Here is a 24405-nt window from a genome sequence, read left to right on the forward strand (position 1 = left end):
TATTTTAATAATCATATACTGAATAATCTTGTCCATAATAATGTGATAAATAGTATCACGTAAATAGATAGCTACGCGAGTAATGGGATAGGCTGACTTTATTTAGCCGCTCATTCTTAATTTGCTCAGCTAAGTAGCTTATCGGTCTGTCATAAAGTTTTGGCTTTACAACAGACCTTGTAAGAAATCCTAGTTTTTCCACGCAGTTTGCACAGTATCAAAGCCACGTACCTTCTCAGACAGTAAACGCGTCAAACTACCATTACCGCTACCAAGACCACTTAGTCTAAGCTCTGCCATGATTGCTTGTGTCGGCTCGTTGGTAACATCCAAGTCATTATAATAACGACGGCCATAAACGGCAAAACCAAAGCAGCAGTCTTCATAATCGACACCAACAAGTGCATCAAGCATCTTGCTGTTGCGATAATCATATTGGCCTTGTGTCAATATTCGCCATTTGCTATTGATAGGGAATATAGCCGATGCAGTAACGGCAGATAATGGTAGCTGATTGGTGTTCGTATCACTTTGACGCTTTACAAAGCCGACATTAAATAAGCTGTTGTCTGTTGGCTGGTAACGTAGCTCAGTTGTGATAAAGTTTAAGTCATAGCTATTGTCCAATGCACCGTTCACATCGACCCAAACGTTATTATATGGTTGGATACTCGCATCCCAAACCATGCCTGATGATGACGTGGTAAATACAGGTTCATCATCAGCAAGCGTGACGCGACCATCATCGATATAAAACTGCTCTGCAATACTACCATCGAAACGTGTCACACCCGTTGCATCGATGTAACGATAATTAATCCCTGGCGTAACAGCATGCAAGTCTTGCAAGCGGTCATGACCTAAAAACCAACTGTCCGAAAATAGCTGCTCATAGTTGGTTGAGGCAATACGGGTATTAAAGTTAGGAATGTCATTCTGGTCTTCGTATGGTGCATAAGTGTACTTCAATCGCGGATTGAGTAACTGATAACCACCCATGGTATCGTCAAACGCACCAAATGGTGAACCAGCACGGTATAGATGTAGTCCGGCATCAATGCTCGCTTGCGGTACAAACGCTGATAGACTGCCATCTTCTGCACTTAGCGAGCTATCTTCTAAGCTGTCTTCGTCGTATGCCGTATAGAGATGTTGTAGGCTCAGCTTTGGTTTGATATAACCCCACGAAGATTCGATTGGGTAAGAGGCGCTAATTTTATTATAAAGACGTGTACCGCTTTTTTCAGTCTCAGAACCATCATCGATAGATTTTTTAAAGTACGCTGAATCACTAACACCCGTAATTTCAAAGTTATTGTTTGTCGGTATGCGGTAGTTCAGCGTCAGTTGTGGCAGGCGAGAGTAAGGTTTGTCTTTATCCTCTAGTGCGTCACCATCGCTGTCAAAAGCATCCAGTGTTTGAAAGGTCTCGAGTTTTAGCTCACCAGTGACATAGTCGTTATAATAGTTGAGGCGGGCACGTCTCGGTAAATTTACCGTACTATCGGATAAACCAAGGGTATCGAAGTCATCCAGATAGTCCGAATCCGAGACATAGCTGTATTTGAGATCCCCGCTCAAACGCGGAATACTCTTGGATTCCCAAGTATGATCATAAAACAGACTGCTACGATTTTCGTCATCATATTCGTTGTCATTAGGGAGGTATGAACCAGTTACCGTACCTTTCCCATAGTTTTCGGTCAAATAACGAAACTCACCTGATAGCATGGGGTTGCGATCAGTATAAATATGGGTATTGAGCGTGGCATCGTAATTGGGTACCAAATTTAAATAATAAGGTACATCAACTTCAAGACCGGTTTCACTACTAATACCGACATTCGGTAATAAGAAGCCACTACTGCGGCGACTGTCTATTGGGAAGTTAAAATAGGGCAGATAGAATACTGGTATGTCAGCGATACGGAACGTTGTGTCGTAAGCTTCACCTCGGCCTGTTTCTGTATCTAAATCAATAGTTTTGGCATCAAACTGCCATTTTCGATTCATGGGCGGGCAGGTGCTAAACATGACATCATCTAATTCGTAGTGACTGTCATTGGGTCTGTTTAAGCGCTTGGCATAGCCATGTGCTTGTAGGTCGACACTAGCAAAAGCCACATTCTCAGCGGTTGATTGTCCCGTTTCCGTGTTGTAGTTCAAGCTGTCTGCAACGCCAATTAGGCCGCCTTGTGACGCTCTTTCACTTAAACTGGCTTGAGTATTATTCATAGCCTGATTGGGTACATTATTCCGTGGTACTTTTTGCCCTGTCGCTTGGTCAGTAAACATGACGTTGCCTTGGGCTGCTGCCACACCTTTGCTCAAATCTAGCGAGACTTTTTCTGCTGCTATTTGCTGAGTGCCTTGATTAATAATGACATTACCCGAGAGCTCAGCATAGTCAACGCTGTCGTAATAACCATAGTCCGATTCTGTAAACAGAGGTGCTCGGTTATTTTCTAGGCTATTAGTTGCTCCAGCCTCATTGACAGCACGCTGATAATTAGGGTTGCTATGTGGATATACCCATTGGCCTTCACAGCGTTGTGAGCTATCTACAGTACGTATCGGTATCTGTAAGTTCTTACCGACTTTAGGAATGACTTGAAGACTGGTTGTGTCGACCATACTATCAGCGGTTGGAACCTCAGTATCGGGTGTTAGCTCATAGAACTCTGCCAAGCGCATTAAGCTGTCTTGAATGCTTTCATCATTTAAATCAAGCTTGTTGGTGTTTTTTGCAGCTTTAGGTGTGCTGGTATCATTACTTTGTACAGCGGCAAGGCTTTTCTGAGTATCGGGTGCTGGTACAAAAGCTGAATTGTTACTGTCTTGATTATCACCGTCTTTATTGTCGCTATCTTTAATGGCAGTGACTTCTAGAGAGCTGTCATCTAGGGTGTCTTGACTAATGGCGCTCTCAGTATTGAAAAAGCTGTCATTATTGACAGAACTATCACTGAGGTTGCTATCGTTAAAAGAGCTGCTATCTAAAGTGCTAACACTTGCAGCCGTATCAATACTATTAATGCCGTTGGTTAAAGTTGAGTCATCAATAGTAGCTTTAGCGGTGACGGCTGCCTGTTGCGATTGTTTGGTTGCAGCAGTAGTCTTTGGACTCTGACTCGCTTGATAGTTAATATCACTATAATCAGGCGTTTGATTGATATTGCTATTAGCATTAGGCGCTGCTTTAGATATGTAACGTGTACTACTATCGGTAAGGATCGGCGCAGTTTTTTGTGTGTCAGCATCGCTGATTGCAGCATTAACGGCTAGGCTAGATAAGCCTAAGGCGCCAAATAAGATCACGCGAATGCTTTGGTAAAGCGGAGAATATAACAAGGGCACACCTATGATTGCAGAGCCTATTGGATTGCGATACTGAGCTTAGTAGCCGCATTATTGAACAAGGTATAGCAGTTAATAAACGACTAAAAAATCACTAATTGCTAATAGCGATCTCAAGAATTTGAGTGTTTTACATATAATGACGACTAATCATAGTCAAAAAAAACCAAATCAGCTACACTATTTACCAAAATTTATAATATAGCTAGGCTGCTTTTCGAATGATTGCCGAGATTATGCTTAGCGCTAAATATTGAATGATAACTCAATATACTTGTTATAGCAGTTATTGTGGCTCAAGATTTCACCATTTTAACAAGGTTTTGCCTGACTTATCACTACTTTAATTGTTTACGACTTATATTTAACCTGCGATGCCCATTATGACTGACAAACTAACTTTAGAGCCGAACATGACTGATACCGAAACCAATAGTCGCCTACAGCAGCTAGAGAGCTGGTTGCAGCAGATATTTACAGGTAAAAGATTTAACTTAGATAGCCTGCCTGGTGATGCCAGCGCCCGCCAATATCACCGTATTCAACTACCGAAAGATGATGATAATGGAGCGTTGAATTATATTGTCATGGATTCTGCCGATGAACAAGATGCCATGCGTCAGTTCATTAACGTCGCAAAATTGATGTCACCTGCTATTAATGTACCAGCGATTGTCGCACAAGATGTGACTAAAGGCTTTTTGGTCTTACAAGATTTTGGTGCGGTAGAGTTCGCCCATTTACTTGTCGATGCGCCATCTACTCAAATTAACGAGTACTATCAATTGGCAATGCAGACGTTGGTCGCACTACAGGCCGTACCTGTTGAGACAGCAAAATCTCAGCACCAATTGCCAGATTATGATACGGCGTTGTTGGATCGTGAAATGGAGCTGTTTACGGATTGGTTTATACCGTATATCGGAATAGCGCTTGATAAAACGTTGTGGGACAATTTAAAAGTAGCATTGACCAAAGAGATTTTGCAGCAGCCACAAGTCATCGTTCATCGTGATTATCACAGCCGAAATCTGATGCAAGACCAAGCAGACCATTCACGCTTGGGTGTGATTGATTTTCAAGATGCAGTGGTTGGCTCTTACACCTATGATTTGGTGTCATTGGTACGTGATGCTTATGTTGAATGGCCGGAGCGTCAAATATCTGAATGGATGAAAGACTTTTGGCAATTACAACAGCAAGCAGGACTAAGCACAGCTGCTAGTGCGCAACAGTTTGAAAATGATGTCAATGTAATGGGCGTACAGCGTCATCTAAAAGTACTGGGGATTTTCATCCGTTTGTCTGAGCGTGATGGTAAAGACCGCTATTTAGCAGATATTCCTAAAGTGATGAGTGATTTAGTCTTTGAGCTAGAGTGGCTTGGTAAACACGGTAGTGACAGCTTGCAACAAGCACTACTACCATTTAATAAATGGTTTGTGGATACCGTGCTGCCTGCATATCAGCATAAGTTTGCACAGCAGTATATCTAAATCTATTTATCATATTAGCATTTCAAGAGCTTAAAACTCACACATTATAGGAGTGTACATGTCTACCTCTACGATTACACAGGCCATGATTTTGGCAGCGGGCAAGGGTACTCGTCTACGCCCGTTGACGCTTGAGACGCCCAAGCCTTTGGTGGAAGTTGCGGGTCAGCCGCTTATCGTTTGGCACATCAAAGCGCTACAGGCGGCAGGTATCACTGACATTACGATCAATGCGTCGTGGTTGGCTGATAAGCTCATCGATACGTTGGGCGATGGCACACAATATGGCGTAAAACTGCATTGGTCAGTAGAAGGCGATGAACCTTTAGAAACAGCGGGTGGTATCTTTCAAGCACTACAAACTGGTAAGCTGCGTGATGAGCCGTTTATCTTAGTGAATTCTGATGTTTGGACGACTTATGATTTCACTCAGTTGCAAGACTATACATTGGGTGCGGATCAGCGTGCGCATTTACTCTTGATTGATAATCCGGCGCACAATGATAGCGGAGATTTTGCGATTAATAATGGTCTTGCTAGTGAGCAACCTGTAGGTGATGGTGATAAATATACCTTTGCCGGCATCAGTGTGATGTCGCCTAGATTGGTTGATGGCTTGGTATCAGGTCAGCCAGCAGCGTTGGCACCATTGCTCAAACAAGCAATGCTCAAGTTTCAGATTACCGCTGAAGTCATTACTGACAATTGGATAGATGTGGGCACGCCTGAGCGCTTGGAACAGGTAAACGAGTTTATCGAAAGTAAAGGTGCTAAAAACCACTTAGGTGTATAAGCTCGATAAATTCTTATATAAGTATGCATAAAAAAGCAGCGTTGATTAAATCAACGCTGCTTTTTTATGCGTGTAGCTCAGGGAATGTTAAACACCCATTGCTAGTTTGATTAGCTGCGCAATCGTAAACACAACCAAAAATCCTGCCACATATAGACCGACAAACCATAGCCATTGTGACTTTTTCTTACTGAGCTTTTTCATGCTCGTCTCCCATTTACGTGTCAATACGCTTTTGAAAAGCAGTATAGCTACAGCTAATAACAGCAATAGCCAGTGACTGTTTTATCAATTCATATGTCCATGCTTAACGTTCTTACTTATCAGTACATATGCTCATGATCCGTTTTACCCTTAAAGGTGTAATACGCAAAAGCGGTGTAACTCAAAATAATGGGTAGCATAATACCAGCACCAACGAGCATAAAGGACAGTGATGTATCTGCTGCGGCTGCTTCATAAATCGTCATTTGATACGGTACGATATAAGGGAACATGGCAGAACAAACACCGATATAACCCATCAAAAATAGCGCGACAGTCAATAAGAAGGGACGATATTCACGTTCAGTGTTCAAGTCTTTACGCATAATAAAGAATAACACCATGACGATAATAGGCATGGGAGCCAGATATAATAAATCTGGGAAATGAAACCATCCGTCGAGTGCATTGATGTCTGAAAAATACATAAATACTGTGACGACAATCATGGCGACGACTAAAGCAGATAGCATCCAGCCAGAAACTCTGCGTGCCCAAACTTGTAGTTTGTGTTCTGTCTTGATAATCAGCCAAGTAGAGCCAAGTAGGGCATAACCAATAATCATCGCAAAACCGCAGACGATAGAGAAAGGCGTTAGCCAGTCAAACGGCCCACCAGAGTATAAGCGATTGCTCGCTTCAAGGCCTTGTACCAATGCCCCAAGCATAATCCCTTGAGAAAAAGTAGCAAGCACTGAACCGACAAAAAAGCAAGTATCCCAAACATGACGACGTGTCGAGGATTTAAAGCGAAACTCAAATGCTATGCCGCGCAAGATAAGACCAAATAACATCGCTGTCACAGGTAAATAAAGACCCGTCATAATGATACCGTAAGCGACTGGGAAAGCGGCGAACAAGCCACCACCGCCCAATACCAACCATGTCTCATTACCATCCCAAAACGGTGCGATAGAGTTCATGATGCGGCTACGATTTTTATCGGAGCCTGCAAATGGAAATAAAATACCACAGCCTAAATCAAAACCGTCCAGTAAAACATAGACGAAGACTGCGAGAGCGATAAGTCCGCCCCAGATCAAAGGTAAGTCTAATACATCACCGTAGTTAAACATTAGCGTAACCCTCCTTCATCGATGTCATCTGCAGGTTCATCAAGGTCTGTTCTCATTCTGTCGCCAGCACTGGTATCGCCAGTCAACGTGCGACCTTGACCTTCTGTGACAGAATGCTCATAGAAGTTATCTTCAGAAGGGTCTGAATAGGGTTTTGGCCCTTGAGCAATCAAGCGTAGGATATAGAAACTGCCTGCGCCAAAGACAAAGATATACAGCACAATGAAACCAATCAATGTGGTCGCGACCTGCTGTGCAGCGACTGGTGACATACTCTCAGCTGTACGAATCACGCCATACACGGTCCATGGTTGGCGACCCGTTTCAGTCACAAACCAACCGGATAATAATGCAATAAAACCAAGCGGTGTCATCATCATCCACGCACGGTGGAACCAGACACTTTCGGGATTGAATTGCTGTTTTTTGAAGTATTTGTATATGCTGAATAAACCGACCAGCACCATCAACATACCAATAGCAACCATGATACGGAATGCCCAAAACACAATCATAACGTGCGGTTGGTCTTCAGGTGCCCAGTTTTTGAGACCTTTGATTTCACCATCCAATGAATGTGTCAAAATCAAACCAGAGACATATGGAATCTTAACTTCATATTTATTGGTTTGGTTTTCTTGGTCGGGAATCGCAAATAAGCGTAAGGCTGCGCCGCGCTCATCTTCCCAGATACCTTCCATCGCAGCGACTTTGGCTGGTTGATGCTCTAAAGTATTTAGACCATGTTCATCGCCAATTAACACCTGAGCTGGCGCTACAAATATGGCCATAATCATCGCCATACCTAGCATGACACGACCGTGTTTGCGGTGCTCGGTATGTTTTTTGGATTGTAAATAATAAGCACCAATACCACCAATGACGAATGCAGTGGTCAAAAATGCTGCTGTCATCATATGAGCATAACGGTAAGGGAAAGATGGATTGAAGATAATCTCAAGCCAGTTGGTTGGGTATAGCAAGCCATCTGCACCCACCATAAAGCCCTGCGGCGTTTGCATGAAACTGTTGGCGGCTAAAATCCAAAAACCTGAAATCAGCGTACCGATGGCGACAATTGCAGTTGCAGCAAAATGCATGCGTTTGCTCACACGTCCCCAACCGAACAGCATAATACCTAAGAAAGAGGCTTCTAAGAAGAACGCAGTCAGTACTTCATAGGCGAGTAGTGGACCTAAGACGTTACCGGCTTTGTCAGAGAATACCGCCCAGTTGGTGCCGAACTGGTAGGACATCACCACACCGGATACGACACCCATACCGAAGACGACAGCGAATATCTTAATCCAATGCTTATAAACTTCGGCATAGATAGGATCGCCCGTTCGAAGCCAACGGAACTCAAGCACCGTCAACCAACTGGCTAGTCCAATAGAAAAAGCAGGAAATACAATATGAAATGAAATAACAAAAGCGAATTGAATACGCGCGAGTAACAACGCGTCCATTTGGTCGATCATAAATGCAGCGAACATAAGCGCTTACCTTTATTTGTTAGCCAAGTAGCGCAAGCTTCCATGATACGCTCAAGTAACTGCCCGCAACCTTTTATACGAATATCGCGGTCAATAATCAGATTTTCTTTAGCTGTGAATATTAGCGAGTTAAACCGTTTTATTTATGCTATGACTAAAGCGATCTAACTGAATAAATAATTTATATCCATACAAATTAAGAAATAGTCGGTCATTCAATTACTGATACTTCATTATGCGCCTGCAGCCTTATAGCTACAAGTAAGGCCATGTAACGCATACTTACTAGTAAATATAAATTAGTAAGAATAAGTTAATGCTATATTCCTTATACAATATTATATATTGTAATAAAGTATAAAGAAGGTATTTTATCGTACTCAGCAGTGTTCAGTATTGAACAGACCCTAAACTATTGATTGAGCTGCTGATGCAGTATACGCCTTAAAGTCAAAATAGTTTGAGGGTTTTCTTGAATGCTGTGACCACCGTTAATGACTGTCTCAGAAGCAGCACCGTCGAGGTGAGCGCTGGTATAAGGAACGATACCGTCAGACAAGCGTTCAGTTAATGCCTGACTGATATTTTCATCGATGGTAACGGCCGCTACAAGCGATTCATCGGTCAGTTTAGCGTTATCAGAATCAGCGTTTTCACTTGCACTGATAGCCTCACCTCTTGCGTCTTCTTCTATCGCTTGTGACAAGTCGATTCTGGCACCACCCGGCTGCATTTCTGCCAGTCCTTTGGTGATGTCAGCATCGTTATTGGCAATAATTGAGTGATAAGTAATGCGGTCATTGATGGCGAGATCTTTGGTGAGCTGTATAAAGGAGGATTTATCGCTGAGCTGGCTAGCACCGTTTTGTAGATATAGCGCGCCTAATGGGTTGTCTGCCAAATCGCCTTTCGTTGCAATCGTTGCTAAGTTTTCAGTGACAGTTTTCACTAAACCGACAGGTAAGTAGACAACACGGCGTAGGGCACGCGTGAACCAGCGGTCTGCATAATCAGTACCGCGAAACGGCGCAGACAAAAAGACAGCGGTATCTACCTGTGGTAATGTCTGTAGCTTAAAACGTTCTTGTAATTGTGCTTCACCAAAAGAAGCTTTGAGTGCGTCGCGGACTTTACGTTTTTCGCTATTAGAGAGTATGTTTTGATCATCGAGATTATCTAAGTCATCGACTAAGTTTTCATCAGACAGCATCATGCGAGCGATCACAGCACCCATACTATGACTGATAATCACGCTATTTTTGCTGGCGAGATTTTGTCCTGTCGGATCCGTCTGCTGATAAGTGCTGTCAATCAGACGTTGGATTTGGTAACGGTTTTCTAAAATAGGTAAGTTGGTTGGGTAAAATATTTGCCAAACCTGATAGTTGTCACGTAACTTATCATCATTGAGAATATCGTTGGTCAAATTCACCCACGTTGCAGGGCTAGAGGCTAAGCCGTGCAGCATAATCAGCACACGCTTATTGGGATCATAAGGCTCGAGCATAAACAGTTTGGGCAGTCTTTCCTCTGGTTGGCGAGTGATTAAATTTAGATAGCCGACGCCATCTAGTTGGTTCTCTGATAGCCACAAGCCATAACCGGCAGAGAAGTTGGCTGCCAGTGGATAGTCATTATTGAGGATATTAACACTTTCGCTTTGATACGGATTATACAGGTGGATATCGAGTTTACGACTGTCTAGTACTTCTAGCACGCTATCGCCACTGGGTTCAATCAGACCCGTTAACAGTAAATGGCCTGTGGGATAAATTCGCGAACTTGGTTTGCTATCATCGATATTATCTTTTTTATCATCCGATTGACCTGACAGTGAGGATACCAATAATTGGCGAATCGTGGTGGTATAGCGATCATCCAATGACGCAACCAAGCTAATGCCCAAGCCTGGACGTTTACTGATTGAGTTTAGCCCAGAGAGACGTAAATCATAATTGGAGACCAAGTCTGCTAGAGCGGAGGTTTGCTTATGTGCATTTTGCAGATAGCTGTTTTCATTGGGCAAATAAACGCCGAGGTCATAGCCATCGACTTGTATCTTCATGACTTCGACTTGGTCGGTAGTCTTGCCTTCTAGAGGTGCACGATTGGCAATAGCCGCCTGCGCGCTGTTATCACGCTCAGTGGAGGCTATTGGTAAATGTTCTATCTGTGGGTCGCCCATCAGTTTATCTGAACCATCCACTGCCTTGTAGAGCTGAGTGATGACATCATTGCTCGCGGCATTATAGATATCTTGGGTCTGAATATCGATATCGTTTGGAATGCGGTTTGGTGTACTAGAATGGCTACTATCCTGAGCGCTACCTTCAAAATCATGCGCTAAGCTGTCATAAAATAGATAGGTATAACTGTATTTTATCGCATTAAACAATCGCTCTTGGTAGCCAGTTAGGCAACGACTGGTGTTTTCTTGTTGAGTATTGGCCTCGGTATCACTTAATGGTGCATTGGCATAATAAGGGTCGAGTGGCGGGCGAGAAAGCGCATTGAGGCAGTCTTGCGATTTGGCAAGCTGTCGAGCCTTTGCGTAATGTAGTTCAGAAAAAATAGCCAGTGAGGAACGGTGGTGTTCATCTAAGATGCTATCGGTGAGCTGGGTCAAACATAAATCAAACTGCTGCATACAAGCTTGCTCATTGAGCCCTGCTGATAAGAGTGCTGATGCGGTATCACTACTGAGCTTGTTGTCCGTGACAATGTTGCCACGCTGTGCCGTAATGGTCTTTGCTGAAGCTTGTTTATTCACCGAGACTGTACTACATGCCGGCAATAATGCCATCGCCGCTATTAAAGCGACTGAAGTGATCGGTATGCTTTTTTTATTGGCGTGCGTTACCATATTTTTTATAGGGTTAACGAAAGTCATAATTCAGTCCAGTTAGTCATCAAGGTATGAGTCAGTAAGCGGTGTACAAGAGAGAGTGTAGCGTAACTTTTGCGATTAAGCTTTTTTATTTTAGGCTTTGTCATTAAGTAATATCGAAGGAATAAGACTATCTATCATTGATACTACTATCGATATTGCCTAATCATATTTACATCTCATTAATCGAATATCTTATTCATTTAAGCGGGATAAGAGGACAATTAAAATAACTGGTTTATTAGGGTGTGTCCTCATTTTAAAAATGGAGATAAAAACGAGATAAATTGTCGTCAAACGAGAAAAATAGTGCAGATAATATCGAGATATTGACCAACTATTTGACGCTGTTTGGCAAAATTTAGCCATTTTTAGCCCAGTTAGATGATTATCGTTTGAATTGAGGACATGCCCTACTAGATACAAAAAAGCGTCTCCATTTTATATTGAAATAATATCGATATAAAATGAAGACGCTAACTGTTTTGGTCGTAGATTATGTATCAATCACTTTGATCAATACATAAAACCATTCTAGACACCTGGTTTAACGTTGATGTCAGGTGCTGGTATGTCCCAAATGTAGAACTTACCTTCTTCAACAAGTTTTATCTGCTGACCAATCATAGCATTGTTGGGATTTTTACTCTCAAGGCGACGCAGACGCTCTAACGCGCTATCACGACGGTCACTTAAGACGTCTGACTGTGCCAAGCTTTGCTCTGCTTCGGTATAGCCTAGAGAGACGGCTTTATCTAAGTATTTTTGACCTTCTTTAAAACCGCCACCTTCTGATAGCATCATGCCATACAAGAAATTAGCTTCACCGCTATCAGGCTGCAGTTTAATGGCACGGTCTACATATTTTCCGCCGCGTATCGTATAGTCTGAACCCAAATCTAGGTTACGTCCCATGCCGTTAAGCTTGGCTGCACGAAGCAGTACATCATAAGAGGCATTTGGTGACAGGGCATAAGGTTCAATCCACTCAGCCAATACTTTGATTTTTTCACGAACATTATATCGTTGTGTACGGTTAGGGAAGTTTGGTGGATAATGGCGGGCATTAGGTGACGCCTCTTGGATAAAGTCATCAAGCAGACTCACGTCTAATTTATCAGAGTTAGCGGTTGTTTGTTGTGGAATCAATACGGTCTTTAAAAAGCTCACGTCTGACAATTGCACTTTTGGCGTTGGGATGTTTGCAAGTTGACCACTACGCAGATCGATACCAGATGTCGTCATTGGACCTGGCTCATAGACATGAGTGCTACCTGTGTACACTGGCTTGGTTGGGGCAGGTGTGACGGTTTGTGGCTGCCCAGAACTCATTGGAAAAAGGCTCTGTGTAGGCGCGCTTTGTTGAGTAGCAGCGACAGGTGCATTAGTTTGTGGCGCTGGTTGAGTGCTTGATTGAGCTGTACTGTCTGCTTTAGGTTGAGCAAGACGAATTACACGTTTACTAGAGTCTACAGCACTAGGGACGGATGTGGCTGCTGCATTGGTTTCAGCTGCATTGACAGGTGCTGATAGTAACATTGTGCATGCTGCTGCCAGTGCGGTCATCGTGACCAGTTTCGAAGACTTGGTAGACACACTGCTAGAGAGCATTGATTTTTTAATGGTTTTCATAAAGATTGTTACCTTGTTTATTTAGTCGTTATTTAGCAATTAAATGGTCATATAGGTTGTGTCTTTGCTGCAAAATCGTACAAATTTCTCATACCGTAGCAAATTAAGCTTTACGCTATCAGTAGTAGGATTGTTAATAATAAACGTCAAAAACTCGATAGTAGATGCAATAATCAAGCTTATAGTCTCTATTAATCTAGAGCTGGCAACTACATCGTTTACTACTACAAATGATAAGCAGTGGCTTTCATACGGTTGGCCATCCAGCGCATCGTCTTGCGTACAGGCGGTGACAATGCAGCGCCGCCGCTGGCAAGTGCGAGCTCACGATGGTGCAACTCTTCGATATCCATTTGTGCCAGTATCTCCTTTGAGCGTTTGTCATGCTCAGGCAGTTGCTGGATATGATCTTGCAAGTGCTCACTGACTTGTGCTTCTGTCTCTGCGACAAACCCCAAGCTGAATTCATTAGAAATAGCACCAGCTACTGCCCCAAGACTAAAAGACATGCCGTACCATAATGGTGTAAAGAGACTGGCGTGGCTACCAAGCTCACTTAGACGAGTTTCACACCAAACCAGATGGTCAACTTCCTCTTCGGCAGAGTGTTGCATGGCTTGCTTGACGCCGTGGTCTTTAGCCGCAAATGCTTGACCGTGATAAAGCCCTTGCGCGCATACTTCACCAGTATGATTGATACGCATCAACCCTGCGACATGCCGTGCTTCAGTGATGGTCAGCTCAGGAATTTCATCGTTGCTGACTGGTAATGGACGCGTACTAGGGTTTGAGTGCGGTACGACAGCTCGTAATGCCTTATCGACGCCGAGTAAGAACTGGTCGATTTTGGATAAGGGACGTAGGGCCATAATTCACTCCTAATGGCTGTATGTACTATCAAAAGGTACTGTTATTAAAAGGTGCTGTTATTAAAAGATTCTGTTGTTAAAGTGCTATTGTTAAGAAGTACTATCAAAAAATAAGGTTGTCTATTTTTCTGAGACAATTATAGTCTCGGCTTCACAAGCATTACTATAGCAAACAATCTAAATTATCAGCACGAATATTATCGGCTCAAAAACATACTGATTGCTATAGTAATACTCAATTCAGCTTTAGCATACTTATGGAACGACTTCATCATGCGTTTGAATCACAGCACTTTTGATATGCCTATTGAGCTTAATATATAAAAACGCGCCAAATGCAATATTGAGTAGTCCTGTTGCCAAAAACAGCTGAGGCATGCTCAACGCCAACGTATTTAAGATAACAATCGCGAAAATCGCTGAGGTAACCATAAATATCGCGTTAAAGATATTATTAGCACCAATGATACGCGCACGATGGCTTTTGGGTGCATACGCCTGCATAGACGCATACAAAGGCACAATATATAGACCGCCACTAAAGCCCAAAAAGAACAAGTCTGCAAATACTCGCCAGCTACCACTCATACCCACTAAATCACTGACACTGAGGAAGGTGTCATTGCTCACGTTGATATTAAGACCTGATAGTGAGAAATATAAATCGATTGCAAAAATACTTAATCCAGCAATGCCAAAAGGTAATAAGCGCAAACTGACTTGGTTTTTGGTCAATGATTTACACAGTAATGAACCAATCGATACGCCAACTGAAAATAGCGTCAATAGGAAAATTACCACTGACTCATCACCATGCAAAATGACTTTGCTAAGCTCTGGCATTTGGGTCAAGAACGTCGCACCATAAAACCAAAACCAGCTGTTGCCAAGGATGACACAGAATAGAAAAGGTAATGAATATAAGTAGCGAACCGTGGCCAAACTGGTGGTAAAAATATTCCAGTTAATTTGTAGACTGGGCTGCATCGCTGGCATGATTGGGATGTAACGTGCTGCCAAATAGCCCAACACGGCTACGATCAGAACGGTCATACTAATCCAATATAGCGACTGCGACAGTTGCGTAAGGACGCCCGCGATAATCATACCCAGCAGAATAGCTAATGAGGTGCCCATTTGAAACAAACCATTGGCACCAACCAGCTCGTCTTCTTTCATCGCTTGCGGCAAGTAGGCGTATTTAATCGGTCCAAAAAAAGTTGAATGGGTACCCATTAAAAACAATGCTACAAATAATAGGGCATACCACTCAAACACGAAACCAACTGCAGCGATCGCCATGATCACCAACTCAAGCAGTTTGATCAATTGCGTTAGCTTTGACTTTTCGTATTTATCCGCAATTTGCCCTGCCAGCGCTGAAAACAAAAAATAGGGCAAGATAAATAACATCGCGGCTAAGTTATTTAAGATACTGACTTCCATTCCCAACTGACTTGCAGCGGTGTAAGTCAGAACCAGTATGAGCGCTTGCTTAAAAACATTGTCATTAAACGCGCCCAAAAACTGGGTAAAAAACATGGCACTAAACCGGCGGTGCTTAAATAACTGAAACTGATTTGCCATGAAAGTTCCTACAGATAGATCGCGGCTGATAGATTAAAAGGACATACGGAGTGCGGCTTTTAAGATAAAGGTAATTATTAATAGTATCAAAAACTTATCGAAATATAGCATAGGTTTTATCAATATTAGGACGTATAATAGCAAGGCTTTGGTATAAATACATGCGCCCGACGCTATGATTTCATAATTATCTACGTTATGATTTGTGAATTTTACAGGGTTTTACTGTCATATATAAGTGATGGCAAGCCCCGCTATCAATACAGCCTACCTACCTATTGATACGATAACGGCACTCAGGACTAAAGTTTGCACTATAGGCCGTAGACTGTCATTATCAAGAGCAAAGGTAGTCAATCAGAATCTCAGCCAACTGTTAATAAGTTTATTCACCGGTAAGACTTAGCGATTGCCCTCGTTAATGACATTGTGCCGCGTGAGGTGATAGGAAATAAACATGAACCACCAGCCTTCAACTCTAGCGCGTCCTGTATCGGTTAATCCGTGTGATACTCCTATAAATGTGTCAGATAATATCAGTGCCCAACGCATGCAAACTTGCCATGCTCAAGCTTGCGATATTAAACCTTGCCATGCTCAACCTTGCCAGACTCAAAACAGCCCTCGTATGGCTACGTGCGATGCGCCGCGCATTCACTTTACACGCTCTGCGCTTTTTTCTGCTCTAGCGACCAGCTTTGTCGGTTTTGGTATCGCACCTGCAGCTTTGGCCGATACTGCTATCAATGCAAATACTCCTGCTCAATCCATGACCAACCAAGTAGCGGCCAGTCAGTTAGCCACACTTTTAGATTCAAATGATGATGCTCAGCGCAATATTTTTGATAGTTCGGATGATGAGTTGTTGCAACAAGCCACAGCGATACAGCAGCAGGGTTATCAGATGATGACGCCTGCGCAGATTGATCGTGAACTGGCTGAGTTGAATACGCAAAATACCCAAGACATTAATACGATAGGTGGCGGCAATAACCGTAATAATGCCAATGGCATCAGTAATAGTGATGTTGATAGCGATTTTACAGCGCCAATCGCGACGTTGAATGATACCGCACCGCCTATTGGCTTAGATGTGGATCTTGATGCTGACAGCCTACCATTACCTAGTAATCTTGATACATTGGGTAAGAGTGAAAATGCCACTGAGCCAACAGACACGACTGAATTGGTGTCGAATCCGATAAATGTCAGCGGCTCTGTCAGCGCTGAAAGTGTGGACGGTGACAGTGATAGTGATGATAATAGCGACAGCGATGCTATTGATAATAGTAATGAGCTAGTCGCGAACACTAGTGATGTGGCGGATGTAGAGGGTGCGACAGCAAATATTATCGATCCAGGTGACTATCTGCCAGATTATCAAACAGATACTCAGGTAGCCGTTGAAAATGTTGAACAAACCAATAGACCTGGGCCTCGGGAACGTAACAAAGGCAACATCGTAAAGCGCCTTTATAATCGTTTCTTTAATGATGGCGCCATTGCCATACCTAATGTTGAAACGACCATCTACTTACAGGAAGCCACGTCTGAAGATACGGACGACAGCGAACCAAAAGAAACCAAGGCGGATAACGATATCCAGCCAATGAAAAACATTAAAGCCGCACTGGATAACACCACGGTTCAGTCCGTTGCTGACTTTACTGCTGCTTTACCGCGCTTGCGTCAGACGGCACTGGATGCTGCAAAAGCCGTAGGCTATTATGAAGTTACGTTGAGTCTGCGCCAGCCTAGTAGTGATACTTTGGATGTGGTTATTGAAGAGTTGGGTGAGCCAGTACGTGTCGATAGCCGTATTATTGAGATTCGCGGTGAAGGTAGTGAGCAAGAGGAATTTGCAAACTTCGAAAAAGAACTCCCACCACAAGAAGAAGATATCTTTAATCACCGTGTCTACAAAAACAGCAAAGCTGCGCTAGAGTCACTGAGTAATACCTATGGCTATTTTGACCAATATTGGCTAAACAAATCGGTTGATATTATTTTGCCGGACAACACAGCAGATGTTTCTTTGGTTTATGACACGGGCAGTCGTTACCAATTTGATGACGTTGTGTTTTTCACCTATGACCGAGAGACCAATACGTTAACGGAAGACCCTGATAAGCTGCCTGTTGAGCTGCCATTATTGCAGCAGTTGCTTGATTTCAAACCCGGCGATCCATTTTATGCGCCTGATGTGACCAAATTTAGTAATGATTTATCAGCGACGCGTTACTTTAATACAGTGAACGTTGAGTCGATACTACCACCAAATGAGAGTAGTGAAGCCAGTACATTGGCTTTTGATAATACCCCAGTGAATAGCAACGGTACGTCAGAATCAGATGAAGACGTTAGTAGTGGTAGCATTACTGATGTTATTAATAATAATGGTAATGACTCTCTAATGACGGCGAACGAGGCACTTGTTAGTGGGGCCAGCGATTCTAATAACGGCAGCGTGGTTAGCGAAAACACAGTCAATGAAGACGATATTGCTGCTATCGAGTTCGAGGCCGATGAAGCAACCCTTGATAAGCTGCAAGCCATTGAACAAAAAGCAGATCGTTTAAGCCGTTTGCCGAACGATCGGGTATTAGATGAAAAACCTCAAGAAGCAGACAACCTGTTAGGTAAAATCAGTGATTCCATCAGTAATGTCGCTCAAAAAATACTGCCTGATGAAAAAAGCCTGCTTTCCGATGAAAGCTTTGTACCACCGACATTAGCAGGACGTAAAACACCGCAAGAAGTGGCAGAAAGTAAAAAAGTGCCGCTGTATGTTTTTGTTGCCTCTGACAAACCGCGCGACGCCCAAGTCGGTCTTGGTTACGGTACAGATACTGGCGTGAGAGCAACGGCAAAGATAGATTATAACCTGATAAATCGTCAAGGCTATCAGGCTGGTGCAGAAACGGAAGTTTCAAGAATTGCTAAAAATGTGGCGGTCTATGCCAGTCGACCTTGGAAGCACCCGCTTAATGATAAGCTAGATGCACGTCTGACTTATGAGGAAGAAGTGATCGACCAAGGCGAAGGCAACTTTGACCTGTCTACTCGAACACTAAAAGCAGCATTGGCACGTAACATCCGTCAAGATAACGGATGGAATCGTAGCTACTCTGTGCGCTACCGTTTGGATGAGTTAGAAACAGGGGTCGATGAAACAGAGTTGGATGATCTGCCTATACGTTTTACGTCTTCAAATCCTAGTCAGCAAGCGTTGTTATTTGGCTATGGTATGAGTAAAACCAGTATAGATAGTGTGACTAATCCGACTCAGGGCATACGTCAGTCTTACTCTATTGAAGCAGGCAGTGAATCAGTTGCTAGTGATACCAATATGGCAATCGTTCGTGCAGGTGTTAGTGGTCTTTATAGCTTCGGCGATGCCGATAAGCATCAAGTATTAGGTAGTCTGAATACTGGTTATATCTGGGCAGATGATTTTTACGAAGTGCCTTATAAATTACGCTTCTTTGCAGGTGGTGACCAGAGCATCCGTGGTTATGACTATGAGAGCTTATCACCACTAGAGAACGGCTATCTGACAGGTGGTCAAATTCTCGCGGTGGGTAGTGCAGAGTATAACTATGAGTTCAAACCGGGTCTTCGTGCAGCATTCTTCACGGATGTGGGTAATGCTTATGACGAAAATTTCGATACTGAGACAAAGGTCGGTGTCGGCGTCGGTATTCGTTGGTCGTCACCTGTGGGCGTGGTGCGAGTCGATGTGGCGGCTGGCGTGACAGAGGAGAGTATTCCCATTAGACTGCACTTCTTTATTGGTTCGCCTTTATAATTGTTAGATTCGTTCTGTTATTTATTATTTATCGTACCGATTGCCGGTAATCATTCTTTAACGTAGTTGAGTGCCATGCTGACAAAAAACAACCCGCCTAGTAACTCACCAGATGAAGATCCGGCACAGCGCGACGCTCGTGCAGTCAGGCGCTTGTATCCGTTATCATTTTTGCTCAAGCTACTGGTGCTGATTTTAATCGTACTCGCGATTATGTTTGCGGTGTTCTTTTATGCGGCTGGCACAGAGTCAGGTACCAAGTTTATATTAGAGAAAGTCAGTGCCGAGACAGGCATAGAGTTCGAATATGGACAAGGCAACTTGCGTGACGGTATTTGGGTGACCGACATCGATATCAAGGCGACTGAAGACCTTGAGATATTGGTTGATAAAGCCTATGTAAAGATAGGCTGGCGCGCTGTATTTGCCAAAGAAGTGCATTTGCGTGAGGCCGACATACAGACCATTGAGATTATCAATAATGAGCCACCAACGGGTGAGCCCTTCGATTATAAAACCCTGCAGTTACCCGTCAATCTACGGTTTGACCAAGCTAAAATCAAAAGCATCACTTATAAGCAAGTGACCAAAGAGCCTATCATCATCCGTAATATCGTTGCCCGTGATTTGACTTGGGTCGGCAGCACGGTATCCATTGCTCGTGGTGATTTGCAGTATGCTGACATCGTTAATATCAGTGCTTTAAAAGGTGAAATTGATTTACAAGGCGATTATCCGCTAGATTTAAGTGCTATTGCAGAAGTAAGTGCACTAGAACAAGCCTATATTGATCCACTAAACATTACCGCAACAGGTACGCTCAAACGCACGGTTGGTAAAGTAAGCAGTCGCTACAACGATAGTGATGTTACCGGTGATTTTATCGTTCAGGGATTGGACGGCGATTCACCGTTTCGGGCAAAACTGCAATGGGATGATATCTTAATCCCGTATGCAGAAGATCAAGATATTCGCCTAAAAAGCGGTACGGCCACAGCAGAGGGTGTCATCTCTGAGATACGTCTACGCATCAATACTGAACTGACGGCCAAAGACATTCCTTCAGGTCATTATCAAGGCCGTGCGATTATTGCTGATAGTCAGCTGCGTATTGATCGTTTAGATGCTGATGTACCTGCTGGACGTTTGGTGTTGCAAGGTATTTTAGATTGGAAGAGTAGCTTTGATGCAAAAATCCGAGCGACAGGCAGTAACTTTGATATCCGCCAAGCGATTCCTGATGAGTACGCTGACTTTAAAGCGTACGCACCGCAAAGGCTTAATGGCAGACTGTCGCTACATTATCAGCAGCAGAATAGCGCTGGTAATACAGAGATAGATGCAGACTTACGCCAACGTGATGGTGAGCATGTTAATGCTAATATTGCCAGTGGCAAAGTTTCAGCGAAATCTAAACAGGCGGCCCCTTGGTATATTGATGCTAAATGGCAAAATCTAGTCCGCCGTGATGTGCCTGATGTCGGCAATATTAATAGCCCGAGTGGACAGGCAGATGTCATCATTCGTGACTCACAGCTATCCGTTGATGCCAATGCGGTTATCAATGAGCTCAATGCTGCTCCAAAAGGCAACTATGATGTGCGTCTACGTAAAGCTAGTGACGTCATTGATATTAATCGATTGAACTATGAAGGAATCGTAGGCGACCTATCTGGTACTGGACAGATTCGACTAGCGAGTAAGAATACACCACTCACATGGCAAGTTGATGCGAGTACCAAAGGCTTGCTCCCGAAAAAATACCGCAGCGACTTACCACTTGAGCGTCTAACAGGTAGTATTAACGCCCGGGGTCGTCTGTTAAATATCACCAAAAACGGTGTTAGTGGTCAGCGTCATATCATTACGCTGAATAACACTGATTTGCAGACGCAGCTTGATGCCACACAAGACAGTCGTACCATCGGTATAACAGGTGGCGGTGATGCCAGCATCGATATCGTCGGTGGTGAGCTGTCTGTATTTGATGCGCGCTTTGATGGCCAAATTGATACGGCAGATGTACCAAAAGGCCGCCTATCTATTGATGCCGCTGGTACGCCAAATCTGATTAGTATCCGTAAATTGAATTACAATGGCGAGGCTGGTGCAGTGGCAGCGAAGGGTGTCATTGATTTACGCAAAAATATTGGTTGGACGGTAGATGGCCGCTTTGACGATTTCAATTTGGGTTATTTTTTGCCCAATAACCCAGCGATTCTGACGGGTGATTTAACCACCAGTGGTGAATGGCAAACGCCGCCTAGCAATAGTAAAAACACGCCAGGTAAGCTAAAACGTTTTGCCGTAAATTTCGATGGTGTACTGGATGCTGAGCAACTGCCAGCAGGTAAGCTGACTATTGATGCCAGTGGCGATGATCAATTGATTCGTATCAAACGCTTCCGTCATGTGGGTGCTGCCGGCAGCATCGATGCCAAAGGTACCGTAGATGTGCGTCAAGGAGTTGCGTGGGATATCAATGCGGTAATGGATCGTTTTAACCTAGGGTATTTCCTAAAAGACACACCAAGTCTTATCACGGGTACGATAGATACTGATGGACGCTGGAGTGATTCGCAGCAAATTATCAATATCAAGCAAGTCAATTTGAGCGGTACGTTAAAAGGGCAGACGTTGAGCGCTAAAGGCAGCTTGGCGGCGAAAATGCGCTTACCAAAAGACTTGGCAAGCTACTTTGAAAGTCTGCAAACGCAAGATGCTCAAGCGCAATACAAAAAAGTAAATGCCTTAATTGATAGCTTAAATGCGGAAAACCTCGTACTGCGTTGGGGTGATAATTACGTAACTGCTAACGGTAATGCTAAGCAGCTACAAACCAAAATCAATATCACCAGCTTAGACCAGCTCTCAGATCAGCTGGCTGGTAAAGTAACTGGCGGTGCCACTTTGTCGCAGCCAGTAGGACAAGCGTTGCCAACCATTTATATTGATTTGGTGGGTGAGCGTCTTGCGCTACCAGGCTTTGTTTTACGTCAGGGTCGTGTTCGCGGAAAACTGGTCAATCTAGCAAATAGCCCAAGTCAGCTTATCATTACTGCCGAAGGCTTAGATGCTGCTGGACAGAGTTTTAAAAGTGTTAAGGCTTCATTTAATGGGACAGAGCAGGCACACGTGGTCGATCTAGACGTGGCCAATGAGCAGCTGACTATTGGTGCAAGAGTCAAAGGTGGATTCAATCGCAATAGCGTGAGCTGGTCTGGAGTCATCGGTGAGGGCCGCATTCAGTCTAAATATGCGACTTTAAACCAGTTGCAACCAGCGCAGTTGATTGTGAATCTACCTAACGAACAGAACGGGAAAAACACAGACTTCAAAGTACAGCTAGCTGCGCACTGTTGGCAAGCTGCTGATCAAACTGGCAAGCTGTGTTTACGCAAAAAACTGGTCGCATCACCAGATCAAGGTGAGGTCGATGTGGCCTTACAGAATTTAGATACTTCATTATTCTCAGTCTTTTTGCCCAAAGATATTGATTGGCATGGCAAGATTAATGGTAAAGCTATTGTCGGCTGGCAACGTGGTCGTCCGCCGACTATTAATACAACGTTGTACTCGGATAATGGCAAAATTGGCTTAGCTCAAGAGGGTGATAGCGCTGCTGTTACTTTACCTTATAAGCGGGTTTCTCTCATTGCTGTATCCGTTCCAGAAGGCCTCAAGCTACGCACAGACATCAATACCGGAAGCGGTGCTCGTGGCTATGCTGAGGTCGTTGTTGATCCTTATAAAACGCCTAAACCAATCTCGGGTGCGTTGGTACTCAATGAGCTCAATCTAGCGATATTTAAGCCTTTTTTCCCGGGGATGCGAGTCCTGCGAGGCAATGTCACGATGGCAGGTGGCGTCGGTGGTACGCTTGCCAAGCCGCAGTTCTATGGTGACGTGAAGCTTTCCAATGGCCGTATCGCCATGTTGGATTTACCGATTAACTTGACCAATGTAAATGCTGCCGCCAAAATTCGCGGCACTCAAGCAACGATGGATGGCACGTTTAACAGTGGTACCGGTAAAGGCTCTTTAACAGGAACGGTTGATTGGAAACAAAAGTTACAGGCTAAGCTAAGTGTTATCGGCGAAGGATTGGTGCTTACTCAGCCGCCATTGCTAGTAGCTGAAATCGATCCAGATATTGATATTATTGTGCGCCCAGGCGATCGCTATGTTGATATTAAAGGTGCCATTAGTGTACCGTCAGCGACTATCCGTCCACCAGAAGCCAGTGAAGATATTGTGACTCAAACCGAAGATGCAGTCGTACTTGATCGTCGTTTGATTGGTAATATCGATGAAGTCTTGGCCATCTCGAAGCCTTGGTCTATCAATGCAAATATTGGTATTGATTTGGGTGAGGATATCAACTTCCGTGGCTTTGGTGCCGTGATTCCTTTAGCAGGGGCGATTAATATCACCCAAAATGGTACAGGAATTATGCGTGCAAAAGGTGTGGTGCAGGTATCGCGTCGTACTGATATCAATGCCTTTGGTCAAAGTTTAGAGCTCAATTATGGTCAAGTACGCTTTGATGGCGATGTTATGAATCCGACCTTAAGTGTCGAAGCAGTTAAAAGCATTGAAGGGAAAATAGTAGGCCTACGTGTTAAAGGTGATACTGAGTCACCAAACATTATTGTCTTCAATAATGCTGGTCTGACACAGCAGCAAGCGATGAATGCGTTGGTCACAGGCCGCCTTACTAATACAGGTGCGACCCAAATCAGTGAGCAAGGATTTAAATCGCAGGTTACCAATAACTTAGCAGCGGCTGGATTGAGTTTCGGACTGAGTGGCACGCGCAGCTTAACCAATCAGATAGGTCAGGCTTTTGGTTTGCAATCTCTCACCGTGGATGCCTCCGGCAGCAGTGAAGACACCAATGTCAATGTCACTGGTTATGTGACTCCTGATTTATATATTCGTTACGGAGTGGGTGTGTTTAATGCTCAGAATAGCTTGTCGGTTCGTTACCAGTTGACGCGTCGTATCTATGTTGAAGCAAGCGCCGCTGCAGAGAATGCAGTAGATGTGGTTTATAGTTGGCAGTTCTAAACGCAACGCTATAGTCAGAGAACTACTAAACTGCTACGGTGTTAGTCTCCTTAGATGTACTACCTGTAAA

12 protein-coding genes are annotated in these 24405 nt (G+C 43.7%); 4 read left to right on the top strand and 8 right to left on the bottom strand.

All coding sequences use genetic code 11. The annotated features are described in order from the left end of the window. Window positions 1-189: 189 nt before the first annotated feature. Window positions 190-3351 (bottom strand): LPS assembly protein LptD, encoded by a 3162-nt coding sequence (locus tag AAEY75_RS03385; RefSeq protein ID WP_352258407.1) that lies wholly within the window; start codon window positions 3349-3351, stop codon window positions 190-192. A gap of 389 nt (window positions 3352-3740) precedes the next feature. Here AAEY75_RS03385 and AAEY75_RS03390 point away from each other — a divergent pair, with 389 nt between their 5' ends. Together AAEY75_RS03390 and murU are read left to right on the top strand one after the other, a co-directional pair. Further along, complete coding sequence (locus AAEY75_RS03390) at window positions 3741-4853, top strand: aminoglycoside phosphotransferase family protein (protein WP_352258409.1); 1113 nt, start codon at window positions 3741-3743, stop codon at window positions 4851-4853. 58 nt (window positions 4854-4911) lie between these two features. Beyond that, window positions 4912-5646, top strand: coding sequence for an N-acetylmuramate alpha-1-phosphate uridylyltransferase MurU (gene murU, locus AAEY75_RS03395; RefSeq protein ID WP_352258411.1), 735 nt, complete (start codon window positions 4912-4914; stop codon window positions 5644-5646). A gap of 87 nt (window positions 5647-5733) precedes the next feature. Here murU and AAEY75_RS17525 read toward each other — a convergent pair whose 3' ends face one another. The 7 genes from AAEY75_RS17525 to AAEY75_RS03425 form a co-directional block, all read right to left on the bottom strand. After that, window positions 5734-5850: a DUF2474 domain-containing protein gene (locus tag AAEY75_RS17525; RefSeq protein ID WP_370463019.1), complete on the bottom strand. Its 117-nt coding sequence runs from the start codon at window positions 5848-5850 to the stop codon at window positions 5734-5736. A gap of 119 nt (window positions 5851-5969) precedes the next feature. Next, complete coding sequence (gene cydB / locus AAEY75_RS03400; protein ID WP_201548350.1) at window positions 5970-6986, bottom strand: cytochrome d ubiquinol oxidase subunit II; 1017 nt, start codon at window positions 6984-6986, stop codon at window positions 5970-5972. Then, window positions 6986-8482 (bottom strand): cytochrome ubiquinol oxidase subunit I, encoded by a 1497-nt coding sequence (locus AAEY75_RS03405; protein WP_110922379.1) that lies wholly within the window; start codon window positions 8480-8482, stop codon window positions 6986-6988. Before AAEY75_RS03405 ends, cydB begins: the two co-directional genes overlap by 1 nt. Window positions 8483-8894: 412 nt before the next feature. Further along, entirely contained in the window at window positions 8895-11372 is a 2478-nt protein-coding gene (locus AAEY75_RS03410; protein WP_352258413.1) for an esterase/lipase family protein, read from the bottom strand. Between the two features lie 531 nt (window positions 11373-11903). Then, on the bottom strand, window positions 11904-13001 hold the full coding sequence (locus AAEY75_RS03415; RefSeq protein WP_194196981.1) for a tetratricopeptide repeat protein: 1098 nt from the start codon (window positions 12999-13001) through the stop codon (window positions 11904-11906). 224 nt (window positions 13002-13225) lie between these two features. After that, window positions 13226-13870 (bottom strand): 2-polyprenyl-3-methyl-6-methoxy-1,4-benzoquinone monooxygenase, encoded by a 645-nt coding sequence (coq7, locus tag AAEY75_RS03420; protein ID WP_110922382.1) that lies wholly within the window; start codon window positions 13868-13870, stop codon window positions 13226-13228. Between the two features lie 255 nt (window positions 13871-14125). Beyond that, entirely contained in the window at window positions 14126-15457 is a 1332-nt protein-coding gene (locus tag AAEY75_RS03425; protein WP_352258416.1) for an MFS transporter, read from the bottom strand. Window positions 15458-15914: 457 nt separating this feature from the next. Between AAEY75_RS03425 and AAEY75_RS03430 the strand changes: the two genes are divergently transcribed. Together AAEY75_RS03430 and AAEY75_RS03435 are read left to right on the top strand one after the other, a co-directional pair. After that, window positions 15915-19265 (top strand): autotransporter assembly complex protein TamA, encoded by a 3351-nt coding sequence (locus AAEY75_RS03430; RefSeq protein ID WP_197218424.1) that lies wholly within the window; start codon window positions 15915-15917, stop codon window positions 19263-19265. A 75-nt stretch (window positions 19266-19340) separates the two neighbouring features. Continuing rightward, window positions 19341-24335 (top strand): translocation/assembly module TamB domain-containing protein, encoded by a 4995-nt coding sequence (locus AAEY75_RS03435; RefSeq protein WP_352258418.1) that lies wholly within the window; start codon window positions 19341-19343, stop codon window positions 24333-24335. The last annotated feature ends 70 nt before the right edge of the window (window positions 24336-24405 follow it).

It is taken from the genome of Psychrobacter sp. TB55-MNA-CIBAN-0194 (genome assembly GCF_040309505.1).
Lineage (GTDB): Bacteria > Pseudomonadota > Gammaproteobacteria > Pseudomonadales > Moraxellaceae > Psychrobacter > Psychrobacter fozii.

Excerpts from the sequence above, each read along its gene's own strand:
- AAEY75_RS03390 (WP_352258409.1), top strand. The coding sequence starts at position 3,741 with ATGACTGACAAACTAACTTTAGAGCCGAACATGACTGATACCGAAACC.
- murU (WP_352258411.1), top strand. The coding sequence starts at position 4,912 with ATGTCTACCTCTACGATTACACAGGCCATGATTTTGGCAGCGGGCAAG.
- AAEY75_RS17525 (WP_370463019.1), bottom strand. The coding sequence starts at position 5,850 with ATGAAAAAGCTCAGTAAGAAAAAGTCACAATGGCTATGGTTTGTCGGT.
- cydB (WP_201548350.1), bottom strand. The coding sequence starts at position 6,986 with ATGTTTAACTACGGTGATGTATTAGACTTACCTTTGATCTGGGGCGGA.
- AAEY75_RS03405 (WP_110922379.1), bottom strand. The coding sequence starts at position 8,482 with ATGTTCGCTGCATTTATGATCGACCAAATGGACGCGTTGTTACTCGCG.
- AAEY75_RS03410 (WP_352258413.1), bottom strand. The coding sequence starts at position 11,372 with ATGACTTTCGTTAACCCTATAAAAAATATGGTAACGCACGCCAATAAA.
- AAEY75_RS03415 (WP_194196981.1), bottom strand. The coding sequence starts at position 13,001 with ATGAAAACCATTAAAAAATCAATGCTCTCTAGCAGTGTGTCTACCAAG.
- coq7 (WP_110922382.1), bottom strand. The coding sequence starts at position 13,870 with ATGGCCCTACGTCCCTTATCCAAAATCGACCAGTTCTTACTCGGCGTC.
- AAEY75_RS03425 (WP_352258416.1), bottom strand. The coding sequence starts at position 15,457 with ATGGCAAATCAGTTTCAGTTATTTAAGCACCGCCGGTTTAGTGCCATG.
- AAEY75_RS03430 (WP_197218424.1), top strand. The coding sequence starts at position 15,915 with ATGAACCACCAGCCTTCAACTCTAGCGCGTCCTGTATCGGTTAATCCG.
- AAEY75_RS03435 (WP_352258418.1), top strand. The coding sequence starts at position 19,341 with ATGCTGACAAAAAACAACCCGCCTAGTAACTCACCAGATGAAGATCCG.